This is a genomic window from Bradyrhizobium sp. (assembly GCF_019244115.1).
Lineage (GTDB): Bacteria > Pseudomonadota > Alphaproteobacteria > Rhizobiales > Xanthobacteraceae > Bradyrhizobium.
Genome location: NZ_JAFATE010000780.1, coordinates 1 through 12,254, shown reverse-complemented (window position 1 = coordinate 12,254; position 12,254 = coordinate 1). Strand labels below are relative to the sequence as shown.

Genomic DNA, 12,254 nt, shown 5'->3' with positions numbered 1-12,254 from the left:
GGCGGCAACCAGATCAAGGGCAGGTTCTTCGATTTTGCCAAAAACAATCGGCAGCTTGCCCCTGGCGGCACCTATCTCGCGCGCTTCAAGGAGACCGCGATCGTCTTCCGCATCGATCCGCAGGCAAAGGGCGGCGCGACGCCGCTGCTCGGGCGCCTGCTTCAGATGGATTAGGCCAAACCTTGAGCATCGCGCGCACGATGCGGGACACGCTCGCGGTGTCAGCGATTGCGCTGGTCTGCGCCGCCGCGCTGGTCTCGCCGCTGTTCGAAAAAGCGCACGGTCTGTCGATCGATATCCTGACGCTCTCTCGCTGGGAAATGTTTGGTCCTCGGCATGATCCGGCCACGAGCCCGGTGGCCGTTGTAGCGCTCGACGAGGAGACCTACCTGACGGCGCCGTTCGAGGGCTCGCCGACCTCGACCTGGACCGGCGAGATTGCGCGCGTCCTAAGCGCCGTGCTGGAAGGCGGCGCCAGTGTCGTCGGCTTCGACATCGTGTTCGAACGATCGATCGAGCAATCGGAGATCCCGTTCGGCGACGGCACCTTCGGCGAGCATATCCGCGGCTTTGACCGCGATTTCCTGCGCGCATTGGCGGAGGCAGCATCTGCCGGCAAGGTCGTGCTCGGCGAGGAGCTGCGCGGCAACCAGCCGATCCTGCCAGCGCCCGGCCAGCGCATCGCTGTCCACCACCAGCAGAACATCCGGCCGCTGAACGTCTATACCGACAGCGACGAGATCATTCGCAGGCTGCCGCTGAGCTTCGTCGTGGGCGGCAACAAGACCCCCGGCATGGCGCTCGAACTGGCGTCACGGTCGATCGGCAAGCAGCCCGATACGCATGAGGACGGCCAGATCACCCTCGACGGCTACCCGATCCCGGGTGCCTTGCCGAACACGATGACGCTCAATTTCGACGGCGGCAGCGACGACATTCCGACCTATTCGTTCGCCGACCTGCGTCAGTGCGCCAGCAATGGAGAGAAGGACTATTTCCGTCGCGAGTTCGAAGGCAAAGTGGTTCTGATCGGCGCTGTGCAGGATCAGGAAGACCGTCGCCTCACCTCAAAGCGCTTCGCGACGCGCACCGAAGCCGCGCGACGGCCGCGATGCGCGCTGCCGGAGAGATCGATCGGTGGCCGTTTCGAACACGGATCGATCGCGGGCGTCTATATCCACGCGACCGCAATCGGCAATTTGATCCGCAAGGACGCGGCGCGCGAATTTCCGCGTCCGCAGGTCTTCGTCATTGCTGCGCTGTTTGCATTGCTGTCGGCCGCCCTTGCGCGGACGCTGAAACCATCAGGTGCGGTGGCGGCCTTTGTCGGCGCGGCCGGAGCCTACCTGGGCGCCGCGACATTTGCCTTTGGTCACGCGCTGGTCCTGCCGCTGATCGAACCGATCGGGGCCGGCCTTGCCGCCCTGATCGCGACCACAGGCTATCGGTTCGCAATAACCGACAAGGAGCGACGATTGCTGCAGAGAAGCTTCGCTTATTATCTCGCTCCGCATGTGATCGACAAGATGCTGGCCTCGAACAAGCCACCGCAGCTTGGCGGCGAAACGCGCGAGGTGACGGTGCTGTTTTCCGATATCGCCGGGTTTTCCGAGATCGCCGAGCAGCTCGCCCCGGATGCGCTGATGCGCCTGACCAACACCTATTTGTCGGCAATGACCGACATCATCGAATCCTTTGGAGGTTACGTCGACAAATATATCGGCGATTCCGTGGTTGCGATCTTTGGCGCGCCGGTCGATGACGTGCAACATGCCGCAAGCGCGGCGCGCGCGGCACTCGGCTGCAACGCCCGGCTCGCCGAGCTGAACCGGGAGGCCAACGCGTTTGCGGGCCACACGATATCGCAACGCATCGGCATCAACTCGGGGCCGGCGCTGGTTGGCAACTTCGGGTCACAGCGCCGCTTCAACTACTCGGTGATGAGCGATGCGGTGAATCTCGCCTCGCGGCTCGAAGGAGCGAACAGGTTTTACGGCACCACGATTATCGCCTCCGAGACGACCGTGGCGCTCGCGGGCGCCGAATTTGCCTGGCGAGAGCTCGATACCGTCAGGGTCAAGGGGCGGACGCAGGCGCTCAAGATCCATGAGCTGGTCGCCTTCGCATCGGAACTCGCGCCGGCGCAGCGGACCGCGATGGCGGACTACGCGGCGGGCCTCGCACATTGGCGCAAGCAGGAGTTCGAACTCGCGGCCTCGCGTTTCGAACGCGCGGCGGCGCACGATGAGCCGAGCGCACTGTTTTGCGATCGTGCACGAGCGGCGGCAAAAGACGCGCCAATGGCCGGTTGGGAGCCGGTGCGCAGCCTTTTGGAGAAATGACGGATCTAATCTCCCGGCGCCAGCGTGGAATGTTTATTATTGTTGTCGGCATTCGGCAAAAAAGCGCCTCGGCATCAGAAAAGCAATCACGGTCCATCTCGACAAAAGCGGTCAACCTCCTATAGACGGACTGACCACGCCAAAGCCGCCAAGCCTCGCACGAGCCCGCCCTTTCATGACCGATACCGCCGATTTGCCAGGGAACGCGCGATGAGTGCCGAACGTCCGCACCAGGTCTCGACCGCCCGCAAGTTCGAGCGCATTGCCTTTGTCGCCAGTTCGGGACCGGAGGCGCAGGCGGCGCTCGCGCAGCTCACGGCGCTTTACGGCACATGCGATGCGCCTGACGCGGATGTCGTGGTGGCGCTCGGCGGCGACGGACTGATGTTGCAGACGTTGCACCAGCACATGCGGACGGGAACCCCGATCTACGGCATGCATCGCGGCACCGTCGGTTTCCTGATGAACGAGTACAGCATCAACGACCTGCGTGGGCGGCTTGCGGCAGCAGAGGAATCGATGATCCATCCGCTTTTGATGCGCGCGACCGACGTGCACGGCGTCGTGCATGTCCACCATGCCATCAACGAAGTCGCCCTGTTCCGCCAGACCCATCAGGCAGCGCATCTGCGCATCCTGATCGATGAGCGCGAGCGCATGCCCGAGTTGAAGGCGGACGGTGTCCTGGTCTCGACGCCGGCCGGATCCACCGCCTACAATCTCTCGGCCCAGGGACCGATCCTGCCGATCAATGCCGCGCTGCTCGCGCTGACACCGATCTGCGCGTTCCGGCCTCGGCGCTGGCGCGGCGCCCTGCTGCCCAACACCGCCTTTGTCGTGATCGAGGTGCTGGAATCGGAAAAGCGCCCGGTCGCCGCGGTGGCCGATCACGACGAGGCGCGCGACGTGCTCCGGGTCGAGGTGCTCTCCGACACCACCATCGCGATGCGGATGCTGTTCGACCCTGGCCACAGCCTGGAAGAACGCATCCTGATGGAGCAGTTCAGCACCTGATCCGCGACGGCTTAAGGTTAGTTGAACTGATACTAACCTTATACGTCGTCACGGGCTGAGGCCGCAGGCTTAAGCGGCGGTTCTGCCGCGAGTTTTGACCTCCGGCCACCCCTGACTTCAGCCGTTTGCAACGCTTCGTTAACCGCGGCCACGATATGGTTAATGCCGCCATGCTCGTGTCGCGCGCACTTCGAAACCCGGCAGTGGTGGCTAAGGCCGGCCATGTATCGTATCGACTTCAACAAGCTGCGGTTCCTGATCTGCGACGACAACCCGCATATGCGGCGCATCCTGCGCACGCTGTTACACTCGTTCGGCGCGCGCGAAGCCTATGAGGCCGAGGACGGCGCCACCGCGCTGGAAATGTACACCCATTACGTGCCCGACATCGTCATCACTGACTGGGCGATGCCGATCTTCGACGGCCTCGAACTGACCCAGATGATCCGGCAGCCGGAATCCAAGGGCAACCCCTACGCGCCGATCATCATGCTGACCGGCCATTCCGAGAAGCGCCGCGTCACGGTGGCGCGCGATGCCGGGGTGACCGAGTTTCTCGCCAAGCCGATCTCGGCCAAGGGCCTCTATCAGCGCATTCTCAACGTGGTCGCCAATCCCCGGCCCTTCATCAAGACCAAGACCTATTTCGGCCCCGACCGCCGCCGCAACACCAATGCCGCCTATATGGGCCCCGAGCGCCGTGTCGGCGGCCACGCCGAGATCCTTCAGCAGCCCTCGCTGCTCGACAAGGCCCGTTCCCCGATCTAGCGGAGGCCGCGATGACAGAGGACAAGCGCAAGGCGCTGGACATCAAGAGCTACGCCGACCACCACGTCATCACGCAGCCGAACCCGCTGCGCAAGGTGCTGCGGCGCGTCGGCGAGACGGAGTCCGACGACCCGGTGACGCGCGCCGAGAAGGCGCTGGCTGGCCTGTCCGGCGAGTTCAAGAGCTGGATGGCAATCGAAGCCGACCGCCTGACTGCCGCCCATGCCGTGATCCTGACGCATGGTTTCGGCGACAAGAGCTGCGCGGAGCTGTTCCGGGCCGCCCACGACATCAAGGGCGACGCCGCGACCTTCGGATACCCGGCGGCGGCCGCCACAGCGGACAGTCTGTGCCGGATCATCGAGCACGCGCCCGATCTGGAGAAGGTGCCGCTGGATCTGATCACGCATCATGTCCAGGCCGTGCAGGCGATCGTGCACGACCACACCCGGCTCGACAGCCTCACGATCGCGGGCGAGCTCGCCCGGCGGCTGCGCAAGGTCGCCGACGACTATCTGCTGCAGGTCAATCGCGACCGCCCGGAGCATCTGGAAGCCATCATGGCGCCAAGCATCGTGCCGGGCGACTAGAGATCGTCATTCCGGGATGGTCCGAAGGCGGCGCAACGCGCGGCCAGTCGCCTCGCCCAGGACGCGGGCGCCCACAAGCGGCGCCCCTACAGGTCCCTCGATGGTAGGGGCGACCCTCGTGGTCGCCCCGCTGGCGGGACCGGAATCTCGAGATTGCGGGTTCGATGCTTCGCATCGCCCCGGAATGACGGTCGCAGTTGATCAAGCCGCGATCTGGTCGTCCTGTTGCGCAGCGATCCATTCTTCGACGACCATCTCGTCGCAGAACATGCGGGCTTCTTCGCGCGCCGATTCGGTCGCAAACCGCCGCAGCAGGATCAGAAGCGGCTCGGCAGCATCGCGCTCGGTCTCGCAATGGGTCAGGACGCGCTCGACCATCCGCCGGCGGAGCCGCGCCGCGCCGCCGAGCGTGTCGACAAAACCGTTCTCGTGGCAGACCTCGAGCGCGATGTAGAACGCGGCGAAGGTGGATTCCGGCAGCTCCGCGCGCCGCAGCAGTGCGTTGAGGCTGGCTCGGCTGCGGTCATGCAGCAGCGCGGAGACGCGCGGCAGCGGCAGTTCCGACAGTTCCGCAAGCGCGGCTTCGAACAGACCCGGATTCCCGGACAGCAGCGCGCGGAGAATCAGGCCTGCGGTGAGCTGGCCGGTCAAGCGCAGATGCTGCACCAGGCCGCAAAGGTCCTCACCGCGGCTTCGTGCGGCGATGTTCATGGTCGAGCGATCGCGCGCTTCGGCGGCGATCCGCCCTGCCCGATCGGCGCTGAGCCAGTTTCGCGCCACCACGAACTGCGCCAGTGTCTCTGAGAGTTTTGTGACGAGCGCCGCGCGGGTCGCGGCCGGCAGGTCGTCGAGCAGCAGCATGGACTCGCGGATCGCGGCGAGATGACCGTGGCGTTCGACGATGCGATCCCAGGAGAACGGCGCGAGCTCGGCATAGGCGTTTTCGATCAACTCGAGCGCAGCCGCGGCCGAGCCGACCTCGGCGATGGCGGCGCAGACGGAGGACGGCAGCCCGATGCGGCGAGCAATCGCGCATTGCATCTCGCTGTTGCCGGTCGCCACCATGTCGACGAGGTCGGCATCGATCAGCAGCGGCGAATGTTCAAGGACGGGCAGCGCGACCGACGGCTGATCGAGCGAGAGCGCCTGGACGATGGCGGCGGGCGCTTCGGCCGAGCGGGCAAAGACCTCCGCCATGGCCTGGCGCACCAGGGGCGACGGATCATCCAGCAGCATCAACAGCGCGCCTTCCGCGGCGGCGCGATCCTCGGCGGAGAGGTCCGAAATCAGCCACGCCCGCGCCAGCGATCGTGTCGCTTCGGCCCGCTCGCCTGCGGACGCGGTCCTGACCCAACTGATGAACTGCCGAACGATCATAGCCCTGCCGGCTTACGCAACTTTCAAAGGAACGGCTGTGTGCCGGTCCCAACAAAACCAAAAATAAACCACGACGCTTAACAAAGCGTTCACCCTAAGGGGCTGGTTTCATTGAGATTTTGTTAAGAGCAATAAACTCTGGGGCGAAACGGTAGCGGAATCCATCCGCTCGCGCGCAAAGCCGTTCAGCCGCTGAATGTGCCGTCGGGATCAGAGAACAGGCCGAGCCCCAAAGGGGCAGACCGGGAGGCCGCGTTGGTGCCTTGCGCGGTCGCCTGCGCGCTTGCCGCCGATGTTAGCGACGGCGACTTGCCCCACAATTCGTGAACGGCGGATGATACCGGCGGCGCGCGTTCGTCGACCTGGAACAGCGAGCGGAAGATCGCATCGCTCGATGCCGCCTGGCGGTTCGGCGCAGCAGCCGATGCAACGGTGGCCGGCGCTGTCGAACGAACATCCGGGAAGCTGGCGAGATAGGCCGCGTTATCGACGGCGCGCGGCGCCGAGGGCGCGGCGCTCGCGAGTTGCGGGCTCGCCGGCGTATCGCCGTAGGCCGCGAGCGCCGTGCGCGTCACCTGCGAGGTAGTGGCACCGGCATAGCGCGCGTTCAGCACGCCATAGACCTCAGAGACGCTCCGCGCGTTTCCGCTGCGGTCATAGAAGATCGACTGGTTGGCGGCGGCGGCGTTCGGAAACATGCGCGCGGCAGCCGCGTTCGGGCTGTTTTCGGCGCTCGAGATCAGCTTGGCGGCACCGCCGACGCCGAGAAAGTGCGCGATGTAGAGCTCGCCGTCGGTCGGACGTCGGCCGAGCTTGCCGGTGAGCTTGAAACTATTGGACTGCGTCAGCGCAGCCGCCATGGCGGAGGCGGCCGTCGGATCGTCGCGCAGCTTCAGGATCGCCTGGCGCGCGCTGGGATCGCTGACGGTGTAGTCGCCCGCGGATGTCTTGGTGATGGCGTCGGCATATTGGCCATAGCCGAGCTGGGAGCCCGCCTCCTTCACGGTGCCGAACCAGGTCTGGTCGATGAACTGATAGAGCCCGTGCGCCGACGAGGTCGAGGCGCCGGCGGTCGGATTGAAATCGGACTCCATCTTCGCGGCGGCGAGCAGGTATTCAAAGCTCGTCCCGCTGGCATCGGCCGCCTGCTTGATCGCGGCGGCGACCTTGAGGCGCGAGCCACCGGTCCCGGCCAATGCGGTCACGTTTGTTGGATCGACCGCCATGGTCTCGAGGCCCCGCTCCTTCGCGCGGCAGATGCACCGGTGATCGGTGCCACTGGGCTCTCACCCTGCGGCGATCATGGTTAATGGGGCGTTAAGAGAGCGTCATTCCGGGATGGTGCCAGTGGTCGTCCCGTCCTACACGCGGGCGCCACAAGGGGCACGGGCGCCCACAAGGGGCGCCCCTACAGGTCCGTCAATGGTAGGGGCGACCCTCGTGGTCGTGTTGGAGGCGCCCCGGAATGACCTGTTACTTCTGATACACCGCCTTCGGATCAAACAGCCGGTCCGCATCGACCAGGGAAAGCCTGGTCCCGCCCACGCCGGCGGCTACCGCGCGATAGAAGCAGGAGTGGCGACCGGTGTGGCAGGCGGCGCCGTGCTGCTCGACCTTGATCCAGACCGCATCCTGGTCGCAATCGACCCGCATCTCGACCACGCGCTGGATATGGCCCGAGGTTTCGCCCTTGCGCCACAGTGTGTTGCGCGAACGGCTGAAGTACCAGGCCTCGCCGCTCGCGATGGTCTTCCGCAATGCCTCGTCGTTCATATGCGCGACCATCAGCACGTCGCCGGTCGCGACGTCGGTCGCGACGCAGGTCACAAGCCCATGCATGTCGAATTTGGGCTGAAGATTGAGCCCCTCTTCGCGATCGATCGTTTCGCTGGACACAGCCATCCTCGAGGCAGACCGAGGGCGAGCTACCGCTGCGGCGCTCGCACCATCGACAGGAACCGGGACTGCTCCGCCGGATTGTCGCGGAACATGCCGGTGTAGCGGCTCGTGAAGGTGATCGCGCCGTGCTTGGCGACGCCGCGCACCGACATGCAGGTATGCTCCGCCTCGACCAGGACGGCCACGCCACGCGGCTTCAGGATCTCATCGATCGCCGCCGCGATCTGCGCGGTCAGATGTTCCTGGGTCTGCAGGCGCCGGGCGAAAATGTCGGTCAGCCGCGCGAGCTTCGACAGGCCCACCACCCGCTCGACCGGCGTGTAGGCGATGTGCGCCTTGCCGTAGAACGGCATCATGTGGTGCTCGCATTGCGAGGTGAACTCGATGTCCCGCACCAGCACGAAATCGTCATAGCCGGCGGTCTCGCCAAAAGTGCGGTCCAAGACCTCGGCCGGGCACTGGTGATAGCCCTGGTAAAGCTCGTCGAACGCCTCGACCACGCGCCGCGGCGTGTCCAGCAGCCCCTCGCGGGTGGGATTCTCGCCGATATAAGTGAGCAGGGTCTGCACCGCCGCTTCCGCCTCGGCCCGCGACGGGCGCGGCTGGTCGGGGCGAACGGCGGCGGCGAGGAATTCCGCAGGATCCAGCTCGGCTGGCCGCGCTTCCGGAAGCTTCAATTCGGAGGATTTAGGATCAGCAGGCCTGCCCTGGCGAAGAGATTGTATCTTTGCGTCCATGTCAGCTCCGTTCGACGACTCGCCTTGCGAGCCGGAGTGTCACCGGCAGACGGGGCGGAAGCTGCCGCCAGACGCCTGTGTTCCCAAACCATGTGTTCCTGACGGCCGGCCTTAAAGAGGTTCCATCTCGCGATCAGGCTACCATTTCCGCCCAGTGCGACCATATATAGGTCCAACGGATAGCCCCGCCAAGACCGATCCCATTCCAAGGGCTCTAAAGGTCCCGAGATCGCGATCCATGCTGAACGACATCTATAACAGGCGCATCATCGAGCTGGCAGGGAACATTCCCCGCCTCGGACGGCTTGCCGACCCTGACGCCAGCGCCACGGCCCATTCAAAGCTGTGCGGATCGACCGTGAAGGTCGATCTCAAAATGGATGGCGACGTGGTCACCGATTTCGGCCACGACGTGAAGGCCTGCGCGCTTGGCCAGGCCTCCTCCTCGATCATGGCGCGCCATGTGGTGGGATCAAACGCCGGCGAGCTCCGCGAGCTGCGCGAGACCGTTCGGAAAATGTTGAAGGAGAACGGCGCGCCGCCCGAGGGAAAATGGGCCGACATCGCGCTTCTCGAACCCGTGCGCGATTACAAGGCGCGCCACGCCTCGACCATGCTGACTTTCGACGCCGTTGTGGATGCGATCGGACAGATCGAGGCGAAGGCAGGCGGCGTGACCAAGCAGGCGGCCTCGGCCCAGGGCTGACCCCTTCTTCCGGCTCGACTTGAGTCCTACTGTGCAGGCGCCGCGGTCGCAGCCGTGGCCTCAGCGGTCTTGGTCGACTTGCGCGGCTGCGGATCGGCGTCGGCACCGCCGGCGAACCGGTCACGGACCGACTTGGCCGCAATTGCCCCCGTCGGCGGCGCATCGGTCTGCGGCAGAACGTCGGCAATCACATCCGTCGTCGCCAGGTTGGTGAGCCGCAATTCGGTCTGCGACAGCTCGTGCAGGTCTTCCCAGGGCGGCACGTTCAGCGACAGCGACAACAGATCGCCCGCCCCGCCCATCTCGAAGGTGTATTTGGCCAGCCGCCCGATATCGCGCTCGACGATCATCAGGTCCTGCGCGGTATAGCTCGCCGCCTGCGCATCGTCAGCGCGATCGCCCATCCAGATCTGGTGGACGCGCACATGGGCAGCCTGGGGCACGAAGCGCGTCCTGCCGGCGAGCAGCAGGTAGGCGCACATCGATTCGCAATAGGCCTCGGGAAGGACGACCGGCCGATCGCCCTGTGTGGTGTGGGCCTGGATGCTGATGCCGACCGTGGTCCGCATCGACAGCTGGCGGAAGCGCCGTCCGAGGGTGATCGAGTCGTTGACCGAGCCGCCGCTGGAATCCAGCACGACGGTGACCCCGTCGAGATCGCGCCCACGCGCAAACGCCTCGAACTCGCCCGGGCTGTCCGCGGTGACGATGCCGACGGCGCTGACCCAGCCGCGGCAATTGGGCTGGCAGGCCACCCAACTGAACTTCATCGGCATCTTCCGCTCCTCGAGGGAAGATCCGGCCTGCGCCTGAAAATCGAAAATCGTGACTGTAGCAGCGGTGACGGTGAGCAGGGCCAGAGCGCCCTTCAGGAACCAGCCACGAATGTCAGGCGACTTCATAAGGTTCAATCTAGTCCTTCCAGAGCGGCGGTACGGGCGAGCACCACGTCAGCAGTACCCGCCCGCCCATACGCGCAGCGCGAGCCCCCATCGACGCTATAGGAGTGCATCTTATAAGCGTCGCGAAAAAGCTATCCGGGTCAATGCGGGTCCGTCTATAGCGACTGCAGCGCTGTGGGCAAATCACAATACGAATTTTCACAAGTGTGGCGGAAATCTCATGTTGCAGGTTCCCCCACCCTGGAACTCTACGGAGCAGCACTTATCCTGACAGCAGCGGCTATCCTGACAGAAGAATGATTGCTGCGCTTTCATCATGACGGATGGGACTTCACATACGATCGTATGCTTGGTGCTGCGGCTGCCGCGGAATCTCGGGCGCGCCCTGATCTGGCTCTATCGCCATACGCTGTCGCCGCTCGTCGGCTACAATTGCCGCCATCTGCCGACCTGCTCGGCCTATGGGGATGAGGCGATCGACCGCTTCGGCCTATGGGGCGGCGGCTGGATGACGCTCGCGCGGCTATTGCGCTGCCATCCGTTCGGCACCTCCGGAATCGACAACGTGCCGAAGGAGCGGCCGCCCGGCGCGCGATGGTACTTGCCCTGGCGCTACGGACGCTGGCGTGGCGTCAATGCGCCGTGACGCAAGAATGAGACAAGGCTGACCTCGGGCACCGACGGTGTGCGTCTCTCAACCGTGCGCCAAGACATGCACGTGTCTCCCGGGCTCCATACAGCGACCCGCATCGAACTCGTCGAGGCCATGTTTTGACGGTCATTGCCACCGGGCGGCTTCGACAACGGACCGTCATTGCGATGATGGCGACCTAAACGTCTTTGGTGAAAATGAAATTGTTGCAGTAGTTCTTTTGCTTCCAGAACCACTTGCCTTCTTGCCGCTGATGGCTTGCCACACTGAACGTCGATAGCGGGCGGGCCTCTCCGTCGCAGAAAAAGCGGCCCCGGTACCCCAGGGATTCGAGATAGGCAAAGACGTCACTGACCGATTTCCCGATCAAATGTCTGGCTTCACATTCGAATATCAGAGCCGGCGAACATTCTTCCAAAATCCGCCTGGCGCCCCAAAAGACCTCGAGCTCCGCACCCTCCACGTCGATTTTCAAAAGAGATATTCGCTCATTTTCCTTGAAATACTCGTCCAGAGAAATCACCGGCACCGGGAGGGTGTCAAATTTGCCGGTCGAACGAGGACTCCGATTGAGTGACGCTCCGGGCCGCTGTCCGCTGGGGATGTAAAGTTCACCGAGACCAGACGAGGAATGAACGGCCTTCGCCTCGACCGTTACATTGCGCAAGCCAATGTCGGCGCAAACGACGGCCAGTCGGTGAGCCAAGCGCGGTTGAGGCTCGAACGCTATCAGGCGCCCGTTTTCCCCGCACCATCGCGACAGCCAGTACGTGAAGCTGCCTTTGTTGGCTCCGACATCACATACGATATCGCCAGCCCGGATGTGACGCTTGATGGCATCAAATTCCGGCCTGTGGTCCCGGAATCGAGCTTTCAAGGCGCGGACATAAAACCGCGAAATTTCAGCGAGGGACGCAACCTGATGATCAGTCCGGTCGTCCGACGTCCATTGACCTGCGTAATCCATGGTCGTCCTGGGATTGCAGAGGTGAGAGAAAATGCGTTTTAGGAGAGAACGCCTGCGCGGAGGGGCCAAGTCGTTATGGTGATATCCATTGTCGTCCAATCCTCAGGCTGCAACCGATTGAAACAAAACCGAATTCAAAAAATGCGAACGTCGCGCCGAGAGAGTGAGATCCGGCTGCCCAGACAAGGCTACTTATATTCAACCAGCAAGGGCACTCCGTGTAAATACGCGTTCTTCAGGAGTGGATATCCTCCGGCAATGGCGGAGAAGATTTGGGCGTCGGGGTGAGATGCCCGCAGG

General features: G+C 64.0%; 12 protein-coding genes. 6 read left to right on the top strand and 6 right to left on the bottom strand.

Features of this window, described 5'->3' with window-relative positions:
* Window positions 1-200 precede the first annotated feature (200 nt).
* The 4 genes from JOZ76_RS33415 to JOZ76_RS33400 all read left to right on the top strand — a co-directional run bounded on the left by JOZ76_RS33415 (window position 201) and on the right by JOZ76_RS33400 (window position 4,714).
* Window positions 201-2,342 carry an adenylate/guanylate cyclase domain-containing protein gene (locus tag JOZ76_RS33415; protein ID WP_291705649.1) on the top strand — a complete coding sequence of 714 codons (2,142 nt, stop codon included), beginning with the start codon at window positions 201-203 and terminating at the stop codon, window positions 2,340-2,342.
* Window positions 2,343-2,552: 210 nt separating this feature from the next.
* The gene (locus tag JOZ76_RS33410) at window positions 2,553-3,356 is read left to right on the top strand and encodes an NAD kinase (RefSeq protein WP_291705648.1); all 804 of its coding nucleotides are present in this window, start codon (window positions 2,553-2,555) and stop codon (window positions 3,354-3,356) included.
* 222 nt (window positions 3,357-3,578) lie between these two features.
* Window positions 3,579-4,124, top strand: coding sequence for a response regulator (locus tag JOZ76_RS33405; RefSeq protein WP_291705647.1), 546 nt, complete (start codon window positions 3,579-3,581; stop codon window positions 4,122-4,124).
* 11 nt (window positions 4,125-4,135) lie between these two features.
* Window positions 4,136-4,714 carry an Hpt domain-containing protein gene (locus JOZ76_RS33400; protein WP_291705646.1) on the top strand — a complete coding sequence of 193 codons (579 nt, stop codon included), beginning with the start codon at window positions 4,136-4,138 and terminating at the stop codon, window positions 4,712-4,714.
* 201 nt (window positions 4,715-4,915) lie between these two features.
* On the opposite strand, the gene JOZ76_RS33395 is transcribed toward JOZ76_RS33400, so the two are convergent.
* The 4 genes from JOZ76_RS33395 to folE all read right to left on the bottom strand — a co-directional run bounded on the left by JOZ76_RS33395 (window position 4,916) and on the right by folE (window position 8,727).
* The gene (locus JOZ76_RS33395; RefSeq protein ID WP_291705645.1) at window positions 4,916-6,091 is read right to left on the bottom strand and encodes a DUF2336 domain-containing protein; all 1,176 of its coding nucleotides are present in this window, start codon (window positions 6,089-6,091) and stop codon (window positions 4,916-4,918) included.
* A gap of 185 nt (window positions 6,092-6,276) precedes the next feature.
* Complete coding sequence (locus tag JOZ76_RS33390) at window positions 6,277-7,317, bottom strand: transglycosylase SLT domain-containing protein (protein WP_291705644.1); 1,041 nt, start codon at window positions 7,315-7,317, stop codon at window positions 6,277-6,279.
* A gap of 247 nt (window positions 7,318-7,564) precedes the next feature.
* Entirely contained in the window at window positions 7,565-7,993 is a 429-nt protein-coding gene (gene hisI, locus JOZ76_RS33385) for a phosphoribosyl-AMP cyclohydrolase (RefSeq protein WP_441300147.1), read from the bottom strand.
* Window positions 7,994-8,016: 23 nt separating this feature from the next.
* A complete protein-coding gene (gene folE / locus JOZ76_RS33380) occupies window positions 8,017-8,727 on the bottom strand; it encodes a GTP cyclohydrolase I FolE (protein ID WP_291705642.1) in 711 nt (236 codons plus the stop codon).
* Between the two features lie 238 nt (window positions 8,728-8,965).
* Here folE and JOZ76_RS33375 point away from each other — a divergent pair, with 238 nt between their 5' ends.
* Complete coding sequence (locus tag JOZ76_RS33375; RefSeq protein ID WP_291705641.1) at window positions 8,966-9,433, top strand: iron-sulfur cluster assembly scaffold protein; 468 nt, start codon at window positions 8,966-8,968, stop codon at window positions 9,431-9,433.
* 26 nt (window positions 9,434-9,459) lie between these two features.
* Here JOZ76_RS33375 and JOZ76_RS33370 read toward each other — a convergent pair whose 3' ends face one another.
* Complete coding sequence (locus JOZ76_RS33370) at window positions 9,460-10,344, bottom strand: hypothetical protein (protein WP_291705640.1); 885 nt, start codon at window positions 10,342-10,344, stop codon at window positions 9,460-9,462.
* Between the two features lie 307 nt (window positions 10,345-10,651).
* Between JOZ76_RS33370 and yidD the strand changes: the two genes are divergently transcribed.
* Window positions 10,652-10,981 (top strand): membrane protein insertion efficiency factor YidD, encoded by a 330-nt coding sequence (gene yidD, locus JOZ76_RS33365; RefSeq protein WP_291705639.1) that lies wholly within the window; start codon window positions 10,652-10,654, stop codon window positions 10,979-10,981.
* 184 nt (window positions 10,982-11,165) lie between these two features.
* Here yidD and JOZ76_RS33360 read toward each other — a convergent pair whose 3' ends face one another.
* The gene (locus JOZ76_RS33360) at window positions 11,166-11,954 is read right to left on the bottom strand and encodes an FkbM family methyltransferase (protein WP_291705638.1); all 789 of its coding nucleotides are present in this window, start codon (window positions 11,952-11,954) and stop codon (window positions 11,166-11,168) included.
* Window positions 11,955-12,254 lie beyond the last annotated feature (300 nt).

Bases quoted from the DNA above. Each gene is read 5' to 3' on its own strand.
- JOZ76_RS33415 (WP_291705649.1), top strand. From the start codon at position 201: ATGCGGGACACGCTCGCGGTGTCAGCGATTGCGCTGGTCTGCGCCGCC.
- JOZ76_RS33410 (WP_291705648.1), top strand. From the start codon at position 2,553: ATGAGTGCCGAACGTCCGCACCAGGTCTCGACCGCCCGCAAGTTCGAG.
- JOZ76_RS33405 (WP_291705647.1), top strand. From the start codon at position 3,579: ATGTATCGTATCGACTTCAACAAGCTGCGGTTCCTGATCTGCGACGAC.
- JOZ76_RS33400 (WP_291705646.1), top strand. From the start codon at position 4,136: ATGACAGAGGACAAGCGCAAGGCGCTGGACATCAAGAGCTACGCCGAC.
- JOZ76_RS33395 (WP_291705645.1), bottom strand. From the start codon at position 6,091: ATGATCGTTCGGCAGTTCATCAGTTGGGTCAGGACCGCGTCCGCAGGC.
- JOZ76_RS33390 (WP_291705644.1), bottom strand. From the start codon at position 7,317: ATGGCGGTCGATCCAACAAACGTGACCGCATTGGCCGGGACCGGTGGC.
- hisI (WP_441300147.1), bottom strand. From the start codon at position 7,993: ATGGCTGTGTCCAGCGAAACGATCGATCGCGAAGAGGGGCTCAATCTT.
- folE (WP_291705642.1), bottom strand. From the start codon at position 8,727: ATGGACGCAAAGATACAATCTCTTCGCCAGGGCAGGCCTGCTGATCCT.
- JOZ76_RS33375 (WP_291705641.1), top strand. From the start codon at position 8,966: ATGCTGAACGACATCTATAACAGGCGCATCATCGAGCTGGCAGGGAAC.
- yidD (WP_291705639.1), top strand. From the start codon at position 10,652: ATGACGGATGGGACTTCACATACGATCGTATGCTTGGTGCTGCGGCTG.
- JOZ76_RS33360 (WP_291705638.1), bottom strand. From the start codon at position 11,954: ATGGATTACGCAGGTCAATGGACGTCGGACGACCGGACTGATCATCAG.